This window comes from Ruminococcus sporogenes, from assembly GCF_054655175.1.
The window spans coordinates 738,197-758,553 of the sequence record NZ_BAAHOA010000001.1 but is presented as its reverse complement, the minus strand read 5'-3'; the positions used below and the strand labels follow the sequence as shown (position 1 = coordinate 758,553).

At 47.2% G+C, this 20,357-nt stretch carries 20 protein-coding genes; all 20 read right to left on the bottom strand.

Annotation, left to right across the window (positions count from 1 at the left end; genetic code table 11):
- Positions 1–5 precede the first annotated feature (5 nt).
- The 20 genes from ACYQ0N_RS04035 to ACYQ0N_RS03940 all read right to left on the bottom strand — a co-directional run bounded on the left by ACYQ0N_RS04035 (position 6) and on the right by ACYQ0N_RS03940 (position 20,352).
- Positions 6–1,799 (bottom strand): VirD4-like conjugal transfer protein, CD1115 family, encoded by a 1,794-nt coding sequence (locus tag ACYQ0N_RS04035; RefSeq protein ID WP_460161922.1) that lies wholly within the window; start codon positions 1,797–1,799, stop codon positions 6–8.
- Positions 1,786–1,983 (bottom strand): hypothetical protein, encoded by a 198-nt coding sequence (locus ACYQ0N_RS04030; RefSeq protein WP_460161921.1) that lies wholly within the window; start codon positions 1,981–1,983, stop codon positions 1,786–1,788. Before ACYQ0N_RS04030 ends, ACYQ0N_RS04035 begins: the two co-directional genes overlap by 14 nt.
- A gap of 15 nt (positions 1,984–1,998) precedes the next feature.
- A complete protein-coding gene (locus ACYQ0N_RS04025) occupies positions 1,999–2,862 on the bottom strand; it encodes a hypothetical protein (RefSeq protein WP_460161920.1) in 864 nt (287 codons plus the stop codon).
- Positions 2,863–3,678 (bottom strand): PcfB family protein, encoded by an 816-nt coding sequence (locus tag ACYQ0N_RS04020; RefSeq protein WP_460161919.1) that lies wholly within the window; start codon positions 3,676–3,678, stop codon positions 2,863–2,865. It lies immediately after the preceding gene.
- The gene (locus ACYQ0N_RS04015; protein ID WP_460161918.1) at positions 3,620–5,032 is read right to left on the bottom strand and encodes a relaxase/mobilization nuclease domain-containing protein; all 1,413 of its coding nucleotides are present in this window, start codon (positions 5,030–5,032) and stop codon (positions 3,620–3,622) included. Before ACYQ0N_RS04015 ends, ACYQ0N_RS04020 begins: the two co-directional genes overlap by 59 nt.
- Positions 5,032–5,364 (bottom strand): plasmid mobilization protein, encoded by a 333-nt coding sequence (locus ACYQ0N_RS04010; protein WP_460161917.1) that lies wholly within the window; start codon positions 5,362–5,364, stop codon positions 5,032–5,034. Before ACYQ0N_RS04010 ends, ACYQ0N_RS04015 begins: the two co-directional genes overlap by 1 nt.
- Positions 5,365–5,377: 13 nt before the next feature.
- Complete coding sequence (locus tag ACYQ0N_RS04005; protein WP_460161916.1) at positions 5,378–5,476, bottom strand: DUF3789 domain-containing protein; 99 nt, start codon at positions 5,474–5,476, stop codon at positions 5,378–5,380.
- A 157-nt stretch (positions 5,477–5,633) separates the two neighbouring features.
- On the bottom strand, positions 5,634–5,930 hold the full coding sequence (locus ACYQ0N_RS04000; RefSeq protein ID WP_460161915.1) for a hypothetical protein: 297 nt from the start codon (positions 5,928–5,930) through the stop codon (positions 5,634–5,636).
- Between the two features lie 63 nt (positions 5,931–5,993).
- Positions 5,994–6,977 (bottom strand): DUF3991 domain-containing protein, encoded by a 984-nt coding sequence (locus ACYQ0N_RS03995; RefSeq protein WP_460161914.1) that lies wholly within the window; start codon positions 6,975–6,977, stop codon positions 5,994–5,996.
- A 104-nt stretch (positions 6,978–7,081) separates the two neighbouring features.
- Positions 7,082–8,494: a group II intron reverse transcriptase/maturase gene (gene ltrA / locus ACYQ0N_RS03990; RefSeq protein ID WP_460162168.1), complete on the bottom strand. Its 1,413-nt coding sequence runs from the start codon at positions 8,492–8,494 to the stop codon at positions 7,082–7,084.
- A 477-nt stretch (positions 8,495–8,971) separates the two neighbouring features.
- On the bottom strand, positions 8,972–9,670 hold the full coding sequence (locus ACYQ0N_RS03985) for a hypothetical protein (RefSeq protein WP_460161913.1): 699 nt from the start codon (positions 9,668–9,670) through the stop codon (positions 8,972–8,974).
- A 114-nt stretch (positions 9,671–9,784) separates the two neighbouring features.
- The gene (locus ACYQ0N_RS03980) at positions 9,785–10,111 is read right to left on the bottom strand and encodes a DUF6664 family protein (RefSeq protein ID WP_460161912.1); all 327 of its coding nucleotides are present in this window, start codon (positions 10,109–10,111) and stop codon (positions 9,785–9,787) included.
- Positions 10,112–10,186: 75 nt separating this feature from the next.
- Positions 10,187–16,300: an LPD25 domain-containing protein gene (locus tag ACYQ0N_RS03975; protein WP_460162167.1), complete on the bottom strand. Its 6,114-nt coding sequence runs from the start codon at positions 16,298–16,300 to the stop codon at positions 10,187–10,189.
- A gap of 680 nt (positions 16,301–16,980) precedes the next feature.
- Complete coding sequence (locus ACYQ0N_RS03970; RefSeq protein ID WP_460161911.1) at positions 16,981–17,334, bottom strand: TnpV protein; 354 nt, start codon at positions 17,332–17,334, stop codon at positions 16,981–16,983.
- An 870-nt stretch (positions 17,335–18,204) separates the two neighbouring features.
- Positions 18,205–18,426 carry a hypothetical protein gene (locus tag ACYQ0N_RS03965; protein WP_460161910.1) on the bottom strand — a complete coding sequence of 74 codons (222 nt, stop codon included), beginning with the start codon at positions 18,424–18,426 and terminating at the stop codon, positions 18,205–18,207.
- On the bottom strand, positions 18,419–18,628 hold the full coding sequence (locus ACYQ0N_RS03960) for a hypothetical protein (RefSeq protein ID WP_460161909.1): 210 nt from the start codon (positions 18,626–18,628) through the stop codon (positions 18,419–18,421). The genes ACYQ0N_RS03965 and ACYQ0N_RS03960 overlap by 8 nt, the downstream gene beginning before the upstream one ends.
- A gap of 14 nt (positions 18,629–18,642) precedes the next feature.
- Positions 18,643–19,341 carry a hypothetical protein gene (locus tag ACYQ0N_RS03955; protein ID WP_460161908.1) on the bottom strand — a complete coding sequence of 233 codons (699 nt, stop codon included), beginning with the start codon at positions 19,339–19,341 and terminating at the stop codon, positions 18,643–18,645.
- A 1-nt stretch (position 19,342) separates the two neighbouring features.
- Complete coding sequence (locus ACYQ0N_RS03950; RefSeq protein WP_460161907.1) at positions 19,343–19,948, bottom strand: hypothetical protein; 606 nt, start codon at positions 19,946–19,948, stop codon at positions 19,343–19,345.
- Positions 19,938–20,090, bottom strand: coding sequence for a hypothetical protein (locus ACYQ0N_RS03945; protein WP_460161906.1), 153 nt, complete (start codon positions 20,088–20,090; stop codon positions 19,938–19,940). Before ACYQ0N_RS03945 ends, ACYQ0N_RS03950 begins: the two co-directional genes overlap by 11 nt.
- Positions 20,080–20,352, bottom strand: a complete 273-nt coding sequence (locus ACYQ0N_RS03940; protein WP_460161905.1) for a hypothetical protein — start codon at positions 20,350–20,352, stop codon at positions 20,080–20,082. The genes ACYQ0N_RS03945 and ACYQ0N_RS03940 overlap by 11 nt, the downstream gene beginning before the upstream one ends.
- Positions 20,353–20,357 lie beyond the last annotated feature (5 nt).

The following is a 20,357-nucleotide window of genomic DNA, read 5'->3' as shown; positions in this document are numbered from 1 at the left end:
CCTCCTTAAATTTTGAATTGTTCTTCCAAGTCCTCCTCGGACAGAAGCTCATAGGATGTTTTGACAGGCTTCACGCTCACGGCGTTTTCCATCAAAGTGTTGTCAAAGACAAGGGTTGCGACAGCCTGCGTCGGCTCGCCGTGAAGATAAGGCGGCTGTCCTCCGTCGGTTGTCAGTTTCACATTGGGGTGCTTTAAGATGTCATACTTAAAGTCCATAATCGGGCGTTCCCCACGGACAAAAAGAAGTGCGTAGCGGTTATCAAGTATACGCACTTCGTCTGGGGTCAGAAGCTCACGCCCTGACATCTGGTAGTTGGTGGAATAATTCCCGCTGCGACCAGAGCTTTTCCCGTAGGTGTTGGTATCAATGGTTTCCTTACCCAAAAGCTCCGACACATATTTGTGGGTGCTTTGCTCGTTGCCGCCGAGATATAAGAAACTGTCGCAGTTGCCGACAATACTTTCCCATTGCTTTTCAAACAGGGCTTTAAGCTGTGCCAAGTTTTGCAGGATGATACTGACCGACACACCTCTGGAACGCATAACCGAGAGTATCTTGTCAAAGTCATCGGGCAGCGAAACATTTGCAAACTCGTCCATAATGAAATGGCAATGCACGGGCAGGCTTCCACCGTACTTATGGTCGGCAAGATAGAAAAGCTGTTGGAATAGCTGCGTGTATAAAATCGACACAAGGAAATTGAAGCTCGTGTCGTTATCTGGGATAAGGGCAAACAGAGCCACTTTCTTTTCTCCCAGAGAGGGCAGGTCAAGCTCATCGGTAGCGGTTAAACCTGCGAGGCTCGCCAGATTGAATTTTTCAAGCCTTGCCGCAAGTGTTATCTGGATGCTCTTTAAGGTCTTTGCAGAGCCAGAGTGATAATCCCTGTAATACTTTAAGGCGATATGCTCTGGGTTTACCATTTCCAGACGGTCAAACAGTTCATCCAGAGGGCTTACATAGCTGTCATCGTCCTCACGGACTTCGCCTGCACGAAGAAGCTCCATTACCATCGGGAAATTCTGTTCCTCTGGCGGTGCTTCGTATTTCAGATAGAACACAAGGGATAACAGGAGCATACTTGCCGCCGTATCCCAGAACGGGTCTTGGGACTGGCTGCCTTTCGGTGTGGTCGCCTTAAAGAGATTTGTCACGAGCCTTTGCACATCATTGTCGTTCCGAAGATAGACAAAAGGATTGTAGCAATGGCTCTTGTGCATATTGATAAGGTCAAGGACACGCACCTCATAGCCTTTCTTTTCCAAAAGACCGCCGATGTCACGGACAATTTCGCCCTTTGGGTCAAGCACCACAAAAGAGGTGTTGCACTGCATAGCGTTTGGCTTGCAGAAAAATCTCGTCTTTCCTGCGCCAGAGCCGCCGCACACAAGGATATTTAAGTTTCGGCGGTGCTTTTTCCCGTCCAGTCCGATACGGACATTCTGGGTCAGCAACTTATTTGCCGACAGGTCTTTATCCCGATATTTTTTGTTGACTGCCCCTGCGTCGCCCCATTTTGCAGAGCCGTGTTCCTCACGCCTGCGGTAGTTCCTGCGTGTAGAGAGATAAATGCCGATTCCCATACCGTAAGCAAGCAGAAAAATAAGGACAGTTTTTAGGCTGTCCTCACATACCGTTATGGAAAACGGATTCTCGATTGCTTTGGATAAGTTCTGCACTATCTCCACTAAACCTCCGCTGACATAAGGTGCTGTCAGCAGGGCAAACCACACCACAGGAACGATGCCGCAGACCGCAAGGATTAGGCTCGCTTTTCTGTCGTTATCGTTCCTCACGGCACTTGCAGGGTATAACCCTTACCTTTCGTGTGGGAGCGTGAGCCACCGTTTCTATCAGCTCGTCCACAGGGTCGGTGGGGCGTTCCTCCCGTACTTGCTGATTCCGCAGGGCGTTTAAGGCATTTAAAACGATATTTTTATCGTACCTGTCAAGGGCGATGTGGTATCGTTCTTCTTTCATAGGCTGCACCTCCGATTACCGTTCCTGCTCTTTGGTTCTGGCAGGCTTGTTCTTTTCCATACTCTTATACATTTCCGACTGCACCTCGCCTAAAACATCACGCATAGAGCCAAGCTCCCCCTTAAAGTCCTGCGTTTCCATTTCGGCATATTCTTTGGGAAGTCGGTCAAAGTTAAAACCTCTGGTATCCACGCCGTAACGGGAGCTGACCATATAGGCAACGCAGTAGGCTTTGAAGTCGGAAGCATCACGGCTTTCATTATGCTTGAAATCAAAGACCGCCGCAGCCACCTCCTTTGACATACTGACGAATAGCTGTTCTTCATTTAAGCCTGTGCGGATAAAGATGGTCTGCTGTCCGCTGTCATAGTAGGCAGGCAGCTCCAGATTGTCCATCGGCTGAAACGGAACGGGGCTTGCGTCAATCATTGCGGACACAAGCTCACGCATTGATTTCGGCTCTGGAGCTTCCTGCCTGTCTTTTGCAGAGGTTTCGGAAATGTCATAGACAGATTTGGCGTTATAGGATACCGCCTTTGTGCCGTCATCACGGGTGTATTCCTTGCTCGGCTCAAGGATAGTGACTTTCTGTGCGTCCTTATTCACATAGACACGGCTCTGTTTCCAAGACGCCTTATCTTTAAGCTGTGCGGCTTCAGGCATCTGTGCCGATACCAGAATGGCGTTGTTGACGGAATAGCGGTCAAAGCGACCCTGCACATCAAGATACTGACGGAAGCTGTCGCCGCCGACTGCCATTTCTGAACAGGTGTTATCAATCAGCTCATAGGCTTCCTTTCGCTCCGCCTGTTTCTGTGCCGCCCACTGTGCTTTGTCATACGGCTTATTCCCGCCGCTGAACACATCATAAATACTCATTTATCTTGCTCCTTTCGATTTTTTAGGGGTCTTTCTTTTCGGTGGCTGCTTATGCTCGGTCTTGCCGACCTTGCCTTTTGCCCTGTCAGAAGCTCTGCTTTTGTCCTGGGCAACAGGGGCGTCGGCTTCCTGCTCTTTGCGGCTCTCCTTGATTTTCCGCAGTTCCTCTCTGACCGAAGGCTTTTCTTCCTTAGTCATAGTAGCCCCCTCTGCGGACTTGCTTGGCTTCTCGGAGAAAGGCTCGGACGGAGGGGATTTTTCTGTCTTTGCCACCGAGGGGTTTTCTGGGGTGTTTTCCTCCTTCTGTGTCGGCTTGCCCATCAGAGCATCGAGCAGCTTATCTTTCTCCGCCTTTTCCTGCACACCGATGTCTGGCTCTGGCATATCAGTTTTTTCTTCCTTACTTTTCTCAACCTCCGTCACAATGGAAGCGGTATCCACCGAAGCAAGGTTGAAGCGTTCCACAATACGGCTGATTTTCGATGCGTCCTCGGCACGGGCAATCACATCCACCTCCGCATTAGGGTCTTTGTTTTTGCGGTCTGCCAGAACGCAGTAGAGAACGCCGTATTTTTTCGCCTCCTGCGTAAAGCGTTTCAAGTCCTCATTCTTCACGGTAAAGACTTTCAGCTCCTTGCCAGAACGGAGCATATTGGTAAGCCTTGCTTTCCCTTTGGTTTTCTGTTCCTCTTTGAGAATGGAGTACAGAAGCACAGCGATATTCTTCGCACCTGCACCTGTCAGTTTTGCGGCAACCTCAAATCCCTCTAAGCTCATTCTCACGATTTGTTCCGCCGCATCGCCGCCTGTGTTCATTCTTCATCAGCTCCTTTCGTTTGATTTCCTGTTCATCTGCCCGCACTGCCTGCAATTTTTCTTTGAGCGTACCGCTGCGGGCGGCGATACCCTCACAGAGCCTGACCTCCTTTCTGATTTCTCCAAGCCTTTTTGAAATGTCGGAAAGCTGAGCCTTGACCGCTTCTTTTTCTTTGCCGCTTGACTTGCGGGAGAGGGAATAAAGCCCCTTACGCTGTTCGGTCAGCTCATTTTTCTCTGATTCCAAAGAGCCTTGATATGACAAAAGCTGCTCTGCGGTGTCAATGTGACAGCGGCAAAGCAGCCTTGCTTCTTTTGTGATAGCGTCCATCTTCATAAGGTCGTCCTTGAGAAGATAATGGAGCTTCGCATAATTCTGTTTTCTGCCTTTGGGCAGGATACCGAGCTTATAGCAGTAATGGAGATACAGCCCACGCAGACCCCCGATTTTTCTTGTGCCAGACAGAGAGCCTTTGACACGGCACACCTTGACCTGCTTTGTCGGCTCGGCAAATCGGTTAAACTTAACGGCATAGGAGTTTTCACGGATACGCTCCTGTATCCTCTCGTTGGTGTAATCCTCTCCGAGCCGATACAGCCGCTTTGGTCTGTCCCATCCCTTACAGTAAATCGTCCAGTATTTGCGGTTGGGATTAAAGCTGCACTTGTAGCCCATCTCTGCCATCAGACGGTCAAAGTCTTTGAGCGTAAATGATTTTGCGATAGCTTCATCAACCGCCTGCCTTGCCACATTATCTCTGGTCGGGAGTCCTTTCTTCTCCGCCTGATAGAGAGCGTATGGCTTTTTCCTGCCGCTTGGGTGTTCAATCACGGACAGGGCATACTCACGGCACAGCTCATCGGAACGCTTACGCAGAAGCCGCAGGTTTGCTTTGTTGTCGTGGTAGTGCTTGCCGTCTGTAAAGGAAACGGAGTTGACTACAAAGTGGTTGTGCAGGCACTCGGTATTTAAGTGAGTGGCAACAATCACTTGGAATCTGTCGCCCCACATTTTCTCGGCAAGCTTCACGCCCACCTCGTGGGCAATCTCTGGCGTGACCTCTCCATGTTTGAAGCTCTGAAAACCGTGGAAGCAGACAATCTCACTTTCATCGCTCCATTGGGCTTTGGCAATCAGCATTTCATCCCTTGCGGTTGCCACATCACAGTTGACCCCCGTGACAAAAAACCGCTTTTCCGTTTTGTCTTTGTTGGTGGTATATTCCATCACATCCACAAGTGCCTGCAAGTCTGCTTCGTTGTATTTTGGATTGGCGGTCTTTTCTGGATTCTCGGCATAGTCGATGGGGTGGTCGAGCCTGCCTTTCACATCCCACAGCTCACAGACCGCCATTAATCTGACTTTCCTTTCGGAAGCAGATATTTTTTACGGACATCTATCTGGAACTGCCGCCACTTTTTCGCTTCCTCATTCAGCATCGGCGTATCCACAAAGCCGAGGGTGTTTGCCTTGACCGCAAGCTGGTTGATACGGTTGCCGATGGCGGACAGCTCACGCATTATCTGATAGAACTCTGGGTCTGGCTTCTCACAGAGCCGATACCCTTTGACCATTGCACGGAGCAACGCTTCTTTGGAACGACCAGAGCGTTTTACAAGGGTCTGGAGATACTCTGCTTCTTCCTCATTCAATCGGAACAGTACCTGCACATTTCGTTTTCGCATTTTCCACTTCCTCTCACTTGGAGAGCCTGTTTATCTGTAAAAGGCACATCACAACAACGCCTGTCAGACTGCCGAGTGCTGTGCCGATGATGAAAAACAAAAGCTCGCTCATTCTTAAAAACTCCTTTCTTCTGTCTGCCGTGCTTTTCACGGCATAATGGGATACCCTTGCGGTATCTCTTTAAATTGGGGTATTAGGGGCATCCCCTAACAAGCGAATTTGTTTCCAGACAGCAGTCTGGATAACCAAATTCAGTGCTTGGTAAGACTTATTCTTCACAGTCGTCCTCATACATACATTCTCCACACACGGAACAGTAATAAGGACAGTCCGAACAATCCTCCATCTCAAGACCGCCGTCCTCGTCCGCATTTTCTTCACAGCCGTCCTCCAAAGACTCGGTAATATTTGCTTCGCCGCAGACAAAATCGTCATCGGTAAAGTCAATAAGGTCGGTATCAAAAAGGACAATTTCGGTCTTTTTCTTGGCTTCTTCTGGGGTGTCTGCATAGACGGAGATGGTCTTTTCATAGTGTCCACGCAGGGTAACAGAATACTTTTTCATTGGGCAGTTTCCTCACTTTCATTCTTAAAATTGATTTGGTTTCTTGGTTTATGGGCTGCAAAATTAGCGGGCATCGCTCCTTTCACGGCTCTGTTTTCGCTGTTCCAGACCTAAATAGGACAACAAAAAATCGTTGAAGTCCTTACCGACAGGCGGCGGAGCGTCAACGATTTTGTAATCCTTATTCAGCAGTTCTTTGAGGGCGGCGGTACAGAGCCGACCTGTTTTGTCATTGTCCAGATGCAGGACAATGGTCTTGATATGGGGATTGGCTTTCAAAAATGTGGTCAAGGCAATCGGTACTTTGCTGTCCTTGATTTCTTTCTTTGGCTGATACACGCCCGAAAGAGAGAGCAGATGTTCTTTTCTGTAATCCTTTCCCTCACACTTTAAATAGGTGGCATAAGAGAGTAAATCAATGGCGGCTTCAAACAAATGCACCGATACGCAAGGTTCTCTTGCCAGAAGTCGGAACGAATACCGCTTGTCGCTGCCCGATGCGTCGCCTTTAAAGGAGCTGCCTAAAGTGCTGCGGCAGGCGGCATACTTAGGCGTTCCGCTTTCATCTTTCCCTACAAAAACAGCGTTGTGGTAGTCGGCACTTTCAAAAATCGTGCCGTCTGCAACGCAGTCCTGTATGAGCTGATAGTCAATGCCACGCCCGAAAAGATACCGCATCACTCGGTCACAGTTCTTGTTTTTCTTTGGCAGAAGCAGCTCCTTTGGCTCATCTTTCTTAACAGCAGGGGGCGGCGATATCCAATCCCTGACCACGCCTGTGAGTTGCTCCACAGCTTCCACAAAGGAATACTCCTTGACCTTGATAAGATAATCAAGGGCGGAAACGCCGCCGAAGCCTCTCGACCACCAGTACCATTTGCCGTTGGAAATCTTCAAGCTGTCGTGTTCTGCGGTGCAATAGACATTGCCTGCCACACGCTTTAGATTGCTCGGCTCATAGTTCCGAAGATAGGTCAGCAAGTCCATCTGCCGTGCCTGCTCAATCACGGCAGGGTCAAGCTGCACATAGGGTCTGTTGCTTCTCAATGGGTAAAATCACCTCCTTAAAATAATCGGGTAGGAGGTAGATAATTATTTTATCTACCGACCTCCCACACCACCGTACGTACCGTTCGGTATACGGCGGTTCCTTAGTTTTCACGTACTATTAGATAGTAGTCAAGCATGGACGTATATCCGAGCTTGGCTATTATTTTATTTGTGATTACCGTATTTAACATTTCTGCCATTCTCCAATAACCACATCTGCTATTTGCTAGTTTTATTGCTCGCCAATGTTCCAGTTTCAACTTTCTCAGAATGCGGTATCGGGTCTTCACTTTCTTCCATTGTTTCCAATAAACCGCTCTTATTCTTCGTCTCGCCCATGCGTCTGTTTCCACTAAAAGTCCTTTCATGTCCGCAAGTTTGAAATATTCTACCCAACCTTTCACATACTGTTGGTATTTTTCTTCTCTCCTTGCATTACTCATTCCATTGCTTTTATTTGTCAGTTCTCTGATTTTATTTTTCATCTTGGCAACTGATTTTGTATGCACCCGAAGTCTGCATTTTCCTTGATAGCTGTAAAAGGCATATCCAAGATATTTTACTTCTCTGATATGAGCCACTGTCGTTTTCTTCCGATTTACTTTAAGGAATAATTTTTCCTCGATGAATGGGAGAATTTTTTCCAATGTTCTTTCTGCACTTTTCCTACTTTTACAGAATATCATACAGTCGTCCGCATAACGGACGAATCTATGTCCTCTGCGTTCTAATTCCGTGTCCAGTTCATTGAGCATGACATTACTAAGTAATGGACTGAGTGGTCCGCCTTGTGGCATACCGATTTCTGTGCGTTCAAACATTCCCTTTGCCATAACTCCCGCATTGAGATATTTGTGTATCAGTGAAATCAATCTGCCGTCTTTAATTGTTCTTGACAACACCTCTATTAGCTTACTTTGGCATACGGTATCGAAAAACTTTTCCAAGTCCATGTCCACCACGTATACATAACCATCGTTTACGTTCTTTTGACATTGTCTTAGGGCGTCGTGTTGTCCTCTTTTTGGGCGAAAACCAAAACTGTTTTCTGAGAATTGCTCCTCATAGATTGGCGTAAGTTCCTGTGTAATTGCCTGTTGGATTACTCGGTCAATCACCGTTGGAACTCCAAGCTTTCTAAACTCGCCTTTTGTTTCTTTGGGTATCTCTACCCGTCGAACCGGATTTGGTTTATATTTGCCAATCCTTATCTCTTGGATTAAGGCAGTTTGGTTTTCTTTCAGGTAGGGCAGAAGTTCATCTACCTGCATTCCGTCAATTCCACCTGCTCCCTTATTTGATTTCACACGCTTATATGCTTTGTTAAGATTATCTTTACGCAAAATCAATTCCAACAGATTGTTCGTCCAATAGCCTGTGATGATACCGCTCTTTTCAGTAATCTTAGAATAGTCGAACACTTCTGCATTCTCTTTCTGTTCCGCAGATACCATTTGCAGATAGTCCTCAATATGAAGTTGTCTGTTCTTAAATCTATTTTCAGTTACATTCATTAGCTTGTATCTCCTAAAGTTCAGCCCTTCGCCGATGTTTGCAACCATCGGTTTACTATGGCTTCTGCTGACTTCTCGCCATTCGTTGTTACTCACGGATTTCATACTCTGTTTCCATCCGCTGACGAGACCTCCCTGAGTACCACACGATTCTTTCTCTCCATATATCTGCCACATTTACTACAGTTAATTCCGAGTAGTTATTGGACTTTGACTTGTTTCGCAATCTTATCCTTAACTGTAGCCTGATGTGATTTCTGTTCGTCAGACCAGAGATTTGCCTCCGACTTCCTCCAGATTCCCCTCACGTTAATCATAGTTCATCTATGAAAAGGACACCCTTGTCTTTGGCTATGTCTTTCCCACTACTAGGGCAGACTAGGGACTTTCACCCATTAGAAACGTGCACCGTCAGGCACACGAAAAAGCCGAGGGATTTTCCGTTAAGAAAACCTCTCGGCTATGTAAAAGATACCTTTATTTTGCTATTTTCAAATTCATAAATTCTTCTTTCGCTTTCTTGGCTACATCAAATTTTCCATCCCATTTCTCACGAATTTTTGATTTTTTCAATACTTGTGAAAGTGTGTAATCATCAAAATATGCAATTTTTTGGGAAGTATAATACTTCTTACAATAGCTTTCATATAAAGAAATTACCGCAGTTTTACATTCTTCTGGCTCAAAATCTGGGTCATATCTCCTAAGAGCTTTCTCCAAATCTTCAGCCAGATAGTATAAATCGGGCGGATAAGTGCTATAAACAATTTCACCTTCATGCTCAATCGGAACAGGTTTTGGGTCAATATTATTGTTTTTGAGCGTAAATTCAAAATAAGAAAATAAAATATCAGATTTAACTGATATATCATTATATGTGCTGACCTCTTTGTATGCCAATAAAAGAGTATTTAATTTTTCTCTCTCTTTTTTGCTTAAATATCTTGCACTATATTCTTTTGAAATCTCACATAATACTCCATAATTCTTTCTTGAATATCCCTCGGCTAATAACCTTACTATCGGATGAATAACAGACATTTTCAAATTATTTCTGTTTCCTTTATGATAGTAAGCTGCCGAAATTACCAATGAAATGATACCCGACAATAAAACTGTAAAGAGAGTAAACATATTTGTGTACCAGTTTGTTGTAAACCATTCAATAAAATTCATTTTCTACTTCTAATCCTCTCTGCTGTAATGAAAATAATATAACATAAATCCATAGCCTTTTCTACCTCTAAACTATGTAAAAACGGCATTAGCTTCACGCCAATGCCGTCCATTTTACAGTAAATTCATTTTCTTGAGATAACCTACACAATCACTACAGCCTTTGAAATAGACTTGTTTTTCTTCCAGTTCAATGAGCCTATTCCTGTTGGAAAGCACCTGTATCAGTGCCGTACATTCCTGCTCGGACAGACCACAGGGGTTGTCATAGTCTATCACTTGTCTGACTTTCGGATAGAGCCGGTACAGCTCATTGTTTTCTTCGGTCAGTTTTTTGTGTTCCGCATCGCTGACAGCGTAGGTGGAAACACGGCTCAAATACTCTGCAAATTCTCCGCTGTATGCTTCAAAAAAGGTGTCAAAGTTCAGTTTCTTTGCCATATCATTACCTCCGATTTAAACCTGTTGGCTCTATTATACAGCCGCCGTTTTCTGAATACAAATCTGCAAATACGGTTATCTCTCCCGATTGGCACATTTTCTTTCGGGCGGCTCATCGCCCTGCTCTGGCTCTGTGTCAAGGGCAGATGTGTCCTTTTCGTCCAGATTCAGCTCGATGTTAAGGGCGTTCAGCCTGTCGGTTTTCTCTTTCAGCTCCTCCTCAAAGGCAAAAGGCTTCTCAACCTCAACCTTTGCATTTTCAAGCTGTGTGACGATTTCCTCCTTTCTGGTCTTTGCGGCTGTAAGCATTACAGAAAGTCTTGACAGCTCGTTCTCAATTCGGGTTAGATTGCCGAGAGCGTCCGAGCCTAACTCAACCTTGTGCCTGCTCTTTCCGCAGAGGTTTAAACAGTAGTTTGAATTAACAGGGTCGTAATAAACCTCCAACTTGAAGCCACGGTAACTGCCGATTTCGGCAGGCTTTGACTGCGGATTTTCCTTGCAGAGTGCAAGAAGCATTTGTCCTGCGTCAGCTTTTTCGGTGTAGGTCACGCCCTGCAAGGTCATCGGGCAGAACTTATCCTCGCCCTGCGGTTTGTGCTGTTCGGCAAGGGCGGTATCTGCTTCATAGCCTGTAATGCGTTCCTCATACTCCTTAATCAGCTTCGGGAACTGCTGTAAGATTCTGTCCTCAAGGTCGTAATGCTCGGACAGATAGCTCTGCTTTAACACTCTAAGCTTCGATACCTGTATATCCAAGTCCATTTTTTCCTTGAAACGCTCATCGCCTGTGGCAAGCATTTTGACCTCCGCAAAGGACAATGCCACCTCGTCCACATCTTCGGCAGAACGGACAGGGCTTTTGCTCGTCATTATCTGGCTGATAAATTTCTGCTTGCTCTCTACAAGCTGATAGAGGTAAGCATCAAAGGTCTGTTCCGTCACATAGCGGTAAACCTCAACCTCTGGGAACATATTGCCTTGTCTTTCGATACGCCCCTGCCTTTGTTCAAGGTCAGAGGGTCGCCACGGACAATCTAAATTGTGGATGGCAATAAGGCGGTCTTGGACATTCGTGCCTGCCCCCATTTTCGGGGTAGAGCCGAGTAGCACACGGACTTCACCGCTTCGTACCTTTGCGAACAGTTCCTTTTTCTGTGCATCGGTGGTGGCTTCGTGGATAAAGCGTACCTGTTCGGCAGGAATGCCACGCTCGGTGAGCTTCCCACGAATATCGTCATAGATGTTAAAGCTGCCGTCATTTTTCGGAGTGGAGAGGTCACAAAAGATAAGCTGCGTTGCTTTCGTGTCGGCGTGTTCCTCCCAGATACGGTACACATTATCCACGCAGGCATTAACCTTACTGTCGGGGTCATCGGGCAGCATTGGGTCAATCATTCTCTGGTCAAGGGCAAGTTTCCGCCCGTCATTCGTGATTTTCAGCATATTATCGACCTGTGGCTCAACAGCTCTGGCACGGACTTTCTCGGCTCGCTTGGCAAGGTTGGCTACCATTTCAGTCTGTATCTCGCTCGGCTTGGTCTTGATATTGTGGTAATTGACCTTTGGAACGGGGAGCTTCAACATATCGGCGGTTTGAATGTCCGCAACCTCACGAAACATCTGCATAAGCTCTGGGAGATTGTAAAACTTGGCAAATCTCGTCTTGGCTCGGTAATTTGTACCTTCTGGAGCAAGCTCCAGAGCCGTGACCGTTTCTCCGAAAGTAGAAGCCCAAGAATCAAAGTGCTGTAAGCCGTTCTGCATCAGCGTGTCGTACTGCAAGTACCTCTGGACAGAGTATAGCTCTACCATTGAGTTTGAAACAGGCGTACCCGTGGCAAATATCGTACCTCGGCTGCCTGTGATTTCGTCCAGATAGCGGCACTTCATAAAGAGGTCGGAGCTTTTTTGTGCTTCGGTCTGTGCAATGCCGCCCACATTCCTCATCTTGGTATAAAGGTACAAATTCTTGTAAAAATGGCTCTCATCAATGAATAAGCGGTCAACGCCCAATTCCTCAAAGTCAATCACGGTGTCTTTCCGCTTGGTGTCGTTGAGCTTGTCGAGCTTATTCTGGATAGACTTTCGGGTTTTCATTAGCTGCTTGACCGTGAACTGTTCGCCATTAGACCTCTGAATATCGTCAATGCCACGCTCAATATCGTCAAGCTGTTCCTGAAGCATATTGTACTGCCGTTCAAGGCTCATCGGCACTTTTTCAAACTGACTGTGACCGATGATGACCGCATCGTAATCGCCCGTGGCAATCCTGCCGCAGAACTTCTTTCGGTTGGCGGTTTCAAAGTCCTGCTTTCGTGACACTAAAATATTGGCACTCGGATACAGCCGCAGATACTCGGAAGCCCATTGCCCCACAAGGTGGTTTGGCACAACAAACATAGACTTATCGCATAAACCAAGCCGTTTGCTTTCCTGTGCGGCGGCGACCATTTCAAAGGTCTTGCCCGCACCGACCTTGTGTGCAAGGAGCGTGTTGCCGCCGTAAAGGATATGGGCAATGGCATTGACTTGGTGGGGTCGGAGCGTGATTTCTGGACTGATGCCGCCGAAAGTGATATGGCTTCCATCATATTCACGGGGTCTGACAGAGTTAAAGGTATCATTGTAGGAACGGACAAGGCGGTTGCGGCGTTCTGGGTCTTTCCATATCCAATCCTGAAACGCCTGCTTGATTACTTCCTGCTTTGCCTGTGCCGCCGTGGTTTCCTTATGGTTGAATACCGCCTTTTTGTTGCCGTGTTCGTCGTAAACATAGTCAAAAATACGCACATCACGCAAATTCAGCGTGTCCTCGATAATACGGTAGGCGGACGCCCTCTTTGTACCGTAGGTGCTGTCCGCCTTGACATTTCCATAATCGGAACTCTTATTCTCGATAAACCAGTCGCCGTTCATCGCCGTGTAGCGTACCTTAATCCTGCCTGCCGCATAGCTTGACGGAGTTAAAAGCTCCATCACAAACTGCTGAATATCCTCCTGCGGTATCCAAGTAGCTCCAAGCCGCACGGAAATTTCTCCTGCACTCAAATCCTTTGGAATCACTTTCCTTAGTGCTTCGGCGTTGATGATTAGCTCTGGGTCTGTCTTTGCCGCCGTTTCTGCAATCACAAGTTTATTGCGGACATTGCCAGACAGATATTCGTCTGCGGTCACATATTTTGCAGGCTCGGAGTGGGGTATCTTAAAGATAACGCCCTGCAAATCACGGATGATTTCTGCCTGCTCCTTGCCTGTCAGCTCCGCCATAAACGGCAAATCAACACGGGCTTTCTCCCCGATGGAGATTGCCAGAGCTTCGCTTGCCGTTTCCACGGAAGTCACGGCACGATGGGGTTTGATTGTCCGCTTGGAGAACATATCGGCTTTCCGTTTGAAGTTGCCCTCGTCGTCAAGCACCTCCAAAGAGCATAACAGGAAGTAGCTCTCATCTGAAGCAAAGGCAAGATAGTTTCCTCGGCTGTTGATTAGACCGTACTTTTTAGTGTAGCTGTCATATAAGCGGTTGAGGTTTTCCTGTTCGGTGCGTATGAGTTCCTCTGGATAATCCTCGGTCTGATAGGATATGAGCTTCCGCACACAATCTCTGATTTCCACCAAACCTTTGACACGGCTCTCGGCGGTCATTGAGAGATTGGCAGGTGTCATCACATCGTTTTCACGGAAATACACCTTGCCGTTGACCAGAGTGTAAGAGAAATTCTTAACGCTTGGGTCGGCAGGGATTACCTCGTCCTGCTCGTCAGAGATTTCGTCAATCTCATATTCTGGAATCTCACCGTGAATGTTCTGCACAGCGACTTGAAGCTGTTCTGCAAGGGAAATATCCTTTTTCGCTTTGCAGGCTGCGTCCATTTTGCCGAAGCGTGTGCTTTCCATTACCATATCGCCCAGAATCATTTCTGGGTGCTGCACAAAATAACTGTTCATCGTGATACCGTTCTCATCGGTATCACGGTGTACCCAGTCTGGCTCTATATCCATTACACGGTCACGCTTCTGCAAAATGAGAATGTCACTTGTGACCTCCGTGCCTGCATTTGCCCGAAAAGTATTGTCGGGCAGGCGGACAGCTCCCAAAAGCTCGGCTCTTTGGGCAATATATTTCCGCACCTCTGGACTTGCTTTGTCCATCGTACCCTTTGAGGTAATGAACATCACAACGCCACCGGCACGGACTTTATCCAATGCCTTTGCGAAAAAGTAATCGTGTATGCGGAAATTCTGGGCGTTGTATCGGCTGTCATTGACCCGAAAATCTCCAAACGGCACATTGCCAAGCACCACATCAAAGTGGTCGTCTGGGAGCTTTGTTTTCTCAAAGCCGCAGGTGGCGATATTTGCTTTCTGGTAGAGCTGCTTTGCAATCCTGCCCGTCAGAGAGTCGATTTCTACGCCGTGGAGCTTTGAATTTGCCATACTGTCTGGAAGCAGACCAAAGAAATTGCCTGTGCCGCAGGACGGCTCCAAGATGTTGCCCTCGGAAAAACCAAGTCGGTCAAGTGCTTCATACATTGCCTTGATAACAACAGGCGGCGTATAAAAGGCGGTCAGCGTGGACTCCTTTGCGGCACGGTATTCCTCTGGGGAGAGGGTCACATACAGCTCCTTAAATTTATTTGCCCAAGCCGCATTGTTCTCATCAAACGCCATAGACAGACCGCCCCACCCCACATAGCCTGCAAGGATTTTCTGTTCTTCGGGTGTGGCAAGACGGTTTTCAATCTCAAGGTCGTGTAAGAGATTGACCGCCGCCATATTCGCCTTAAACTTTTCCTTTGCTCCGCCAATACCCAAAGTATCCTCGGTAATACGGTAGTTGCTGCGGTCAGCGGTAACGGCAGGAGCTTTTTCTTTTTCTGGAAGTGGCGAAGCCTGCTCCTGTGCTTTGAGCCATTCACGGACACGGGGCAGCTTCTCCACACGGTTAATCGGGAAGCCTGCTTCGTTCTGGAATGTGATGTCACGCATCGAAACATCGCCGCTGATTTCTTCAACACTTTCAATGACATAACGGCGGTTATCAAGTGTGATTTCCTTGCCGATGAGGTCGGCATTATCCGCTTCACGCTCGGCATCTTTCGCCGCAAACAGCTTCGTGATATGCTCGGCACTATTCAAAGTATCGGCGTATTCCTGTGCTTCTTCCTCGGTTTCAAAGGTCTGGTAAATGCCGTCCACATCGTAATATTGGTCTTGCGTACCCTCTGGTACGGCATTGTTCCTTATGATAAAGGGGTCTGCAAAGGCATCGGAAGTCTGCTCAACGGTATAATGTGGCTTATCTTCGGATTGCTCCGCTTCTTCGGGTACTCTAAACCATTCGCTTTCGGTAGCCATTATCTCGGCAAGGAGCGTTTCATCCTCTTTCGTCAGCTCGGTGTGCTGCTCCAGATAGGGAATGAACTGCTCACGCCCGAAACGCAGACTCTCCATCTTCTCTCGGTAGTAGTCCTCGCCCTGCTTTTTCCACTCTGGGATAAAGGGGCAGTTCGGGGATAGGCAGTAATCATAGTAATTTTTGATATGGGCAATCAAATCGCCCTCGCCGTCGCCTATGTCAAACCGTCCGTCATAGCGGAAGTCCTCACCGTCAAAAACAGCGGAAATCTCAAAATCGGTCTTGTGATACCAACCGATATTTTTATCGCCTTCACGCTCACGGTGCTGTTTTTCGTCCAGAACGCCAAACAGCTTATTCCCAAGAGCAAAGCTCAAATTGGTAAAGCGGTCATTGAACTCCTTATCATAAAAGGCAGGGTGTTCCGAAAAGCCGATAGAGAATGTCAGGCTGTCTGGCTTTTTCTCGGAGAGTGTTTCTGTTTTCTGCTTCTCGGTAACGACTACTTTCAAGTGGTCGTTTGCAGCATTCTCCTTTAGCTTTTCTTCGAGGTCGCCACGGCTGAACTCTTTACCGAACAGCGGGAACTCCACATTTTGCAGAGAAACACTGTCCTCGGAAATGGTCACTACCTCATACTTATCCGCACCGATATACACCACATCGCCCTCGTGATAGAGGTAGTGCAGAGGGTGCAGCTCCAAAAGCTCCTGCCCGAAACGCCACGCATTACTGCGGCTGTAAACATCGCCCGTCTTACCCTGTACCAATTTCAAGAAATCAATGAGCTGCTGAACGGTGGCAGGGTCGGATAAATGCTGTTCCATCTGCTCGGCAGTCACATTGGAAAGGTCTGTGCGTTCCACATTGGAAAGCAGATTCTTCTCATAGCCGTCCAAATCTCTGATAAAGTCAGAAAGCCTTAACGCAAGGGTATCCCGTTTGTCAGCAGGGGGCAGGTCACGCTTGGAGTCAATAAAGACCTGCCGTTGTATCTTCCTCTGGGCGTCAATCTCATATTGCGGAGCTTCTATCTTTTCCAGATAGTCGGGGTAATGTTCTTCCTCTTTCGGATTGAGATAGCGTTTATTCTTAACTATCAGTTCACGCAGGCGTTTCTCCACCTTTGACCAAGAGAGAAGTAAATCGGGGTCGGTATATGAGCCGTACTTTTCAATAGCAATCCCTTTTCCGCTACACCAGATATGACCTTCTGTACCGTCTGGATAGGTGTAACCTCCGCCACTTATCCCGTATTCCTTTTTGAGAAATTCGATATTTTTCTTGCTGTCCTCAAGTTTCCAAAACTGGCGGTAAATACGGTACTTACTGTCCTCAAATTCACTTCCTTTTGTAAGAACAGCGTCAATATCCTCCTGTGAAACAGAAAAAGCAGAGGATTTTTCGTCCTCTGCTTCAGCTATCATTTCAATCTGTTCATCTACGGTGGGAAGATTGGCTCTAACCTCATCTTCATTGGCAACGCTGTCTTGCGGCTCTGATTCCTCTAATTGTAAATCAGTTCGCTCAAGATAATTTCCTCCGCCTGACTGCGGATGTTGTTCATCAGTCCGACCCACTGCATCGGTGCTTTCTCTTTCAGTTCCTCCGTCACGCCCTGCTCCTTTGAGAGCTGCTTCGTCAGACACTCCAATCTCGTAAGTGCGGTCTGTTCGGTCTGGTAAAGATGTCCGTTCAGTTTGCCCGATGTCAGCAGATTGAGGTAGGTCACTCGCTTGTGCTGCTCCAGATAATCCCTGTGCATCATAGCATACCTGCCAAGCTGAATTTCTGGCTCTGTCGGTAATGTTAGGTCGGGAATAAGGTAATCCCCCTGTTTCGTGTAAGTGATTTCGCTCATTATCATTGCTCCTTTCGGGTTGTTTTCTGCCCACATCATACTGCTTTGGGGCAGGCTGTGCAAAGGTGCGATTCTGGCTTCGCTCCGATATTTGCACATTTCGGACAGTCTGGGAAATCCCCCTAAGAGCCATTTCGGAAATATCACTTGCGGCAAGTCCGATAGCATTTAGAGTAGCAGGGGTATTGAAATTCACGATGTCGGAAAAATCATCACGCTCAAAATACACACCTGTATCCAGACCGCAGCGGCTCATCAGCATAAAAGCAACGCTGTTTACCGCAAGCCGCTTATACATTACCTCTACATTAAAGTCGTCCAGTTCCTCTAAAAAGCTGTCTTTCGTACAGTCTTTAAGCTCTGCCAGATAGTCGGGCAGGTTATCCTCTACGGCATTTTGGGCTGTCTGCATCAGAGCTTCGCCCAAATCGTTACCCTCTAAATCTCCAAACCTGTCGGAGAGCCGTTCAATGACCGCCTGTTCGTATCGCTCATTCATCTGCCATATCGGAACAGGGCGGCTGTTATATCCCTCGTGGGTATCGGAAATGTCAAAGTAGTATTTGAGGGTATTCCTGCGACCTTTCGTGTCAAACACCGCTATACCTTTGCTGTTCTTATTGACCCACCGCTTAAATTGTCTGTTCCAAGTTTCAAGGGTGGTTACAGCGGTAGCATCGGGGCGTTGTGCGAAAATCAAAAGCTGCTCGTCAAAGCGGCATTTATAGTTTCGGCAGGCAGAGGATAAGAAGCTCTGCCACGCCTGCGGACTTTTCGCAACCGACACGCCTGTACGCCGATACAGCTCTGTGATTAGCTGATACTTTGCAGCCATTTTCTTTACACCTCCTTGTCATTTTTGCCCCATCATCAGGCAGGGGCATAGCCGATTTTATTTTGCTCCATTTTCTGTATAAAGTCTTTTGTGTCATAAACCACACCGTCAATTTCTGCACGGCTTTCATCTACATAGCGGCAGAGGACACACTGCGTATCGCCGTTTTCTGAAAACAAGCGGAGTACACCGCCATCGGGAACGGCTGCAACGACTTTATCCTCACTATCCTTAAAGCAGATAATCTGTTTACTCATTTGCACCACCGCCCAAAAAGGAAATGACCTTATTTGCCTTGATACTCTTTTGCAGGTCGTTGATAATGGTAATGTCCGCAACCGTGATGCCCTGCATAGAGAGAATATCGTCCATTGTCATTGCGGAAATGGCTTTCTCATCGGTAAAGCCTGCTTCAAAAATCTTGTTTAAGACTTTCACTGCTTTTTGATTTACATTCACTTTCTCAATCCTCCTTATCTTTCCAAATTCTTATGCTTCGGTGCTTTGACCGCCTGCGGCTCGGCAGGTATCGGCTCATAGGTCGCACCGTTTTTCTCCATACGCTCGGCAAATTCACAGATGTGGTAGAGGTTATTGCCGATTTCGGTATGATACTCGTCAATATAGCGGCAGGTGCGTTCCGACTTTTCTCCCCAAGCGGAAGTGATACAGATTTTACCGCTATCTGGGATACGAAACAGCTCCTTGTAATGAGGGTCGATAAAGCGGATGCCTTTTTCTGCATTGCCGATATGCTTATCAAGCCATTCCTTGACATAGCAATAGCAGTAAAAGTTATAGTCGCCCTTTGTGGGATTTAAGCGGAGCAGATAGGCGTACTTTTCGGTATCCACTCGGAAGCCGTACTCAGTACAGTAATTCCCCTTAAAAGCACTGTCGGGGAAACGCCTTGCATATTCGCTCATCGCAGGACGGTTTTGAAGCAGCCCGTATTGGGGAGAACGCAGGGCATTGATAACCTCGTCAAGCTCGGTCTTAAATTCGTCCGTTTTCCATTGCGGTCTGTGGTCGCTCCAAGTGGTATAAAAGCCGTAACCACCAGAATCAAAGTCGCCACGGAGATGACCGATGCTGCCTGTCTGTCCTGTTATCTGCATACTCTGGGAATAGGTGTATTTCCATTCATTCGGTGCAATCGTTCTTATTTCCATATCAGCGTTCCTCCTTACTGTGGGGTTTCTTTGCCTTTTCCTGTTTCTTGATTGTGGCAACCGCTTCCTTTGCCCAATCGGGCATTTTCTCTGGCTTGATAACGCCAAGCACATCGTACCTTTCCCATCTGGCTCGCTTGCCGTCTGCAAGGCAAGTACCGAACACCGCCTGACCTCTGCCGCCAATCGCACCGTGTCCGCCGTCCACCAATACAAGCTGATAGGCGGAGTGCTGATACTCATAGCGGTTAAGCTCTGCATTGATAACCACCACCTTGCCGACAATGCTTTCACTTCGCTTATCGGGAATACAATCGTCTTTGGTAAACGGGGTCATATCAAAATCAAATCTGGATTGTTCCTCTTTGACAACCTCAATCTGTGCCTGCACTCGGTCAGTAAATATCTGCATTGCTTCCAGATAATCGTCCGTACCCACCGCCTCTGTTGCCCACGCTGCGGAAAACGGATTATCATAGGTGCAGTAGCAGACCATAAAGGGGTATTTGTCTGCTTCGTTTACGCCGAACACAACCTCTTTTTTGCCGATATGGATACTCTGTTTGACCTCATAATCGCCAAGCATACGCTTTTCTTCATTCTCCATCTGGCTGCTCCTTTCTTCGTTTTTTCTCGTTCTGCTCGTCTAAAATCTTTTTGATACAGACATCGCAGAAAATAACAGACCCGTCCTTGTATCGGGGATAAGGGCAGGTCGTACAGTCATAAATCTTTTTCTTATCGCTCACGGTCATCACGCTTTCGGGGCTTTTTATCTGGCTGATTGTAAGGCATATTACATTCGGTTTTATACCGTTCCTTCAGCTTTTCTCTGGCAGAGGACAGCTCATTACAGTAATAGCCCCAGAAATAGTTGTCGCCGCCTTTACAGTACCAACAGACATACGGATTAGGAGCTTTTGGGTTATGACCGATGACAAGCTCGTTATTCCCGATAGTACGGCTCTCAATGATTTCATAACCTCCGTTGATGCGTTTTTCTTCGTTCATAAGCA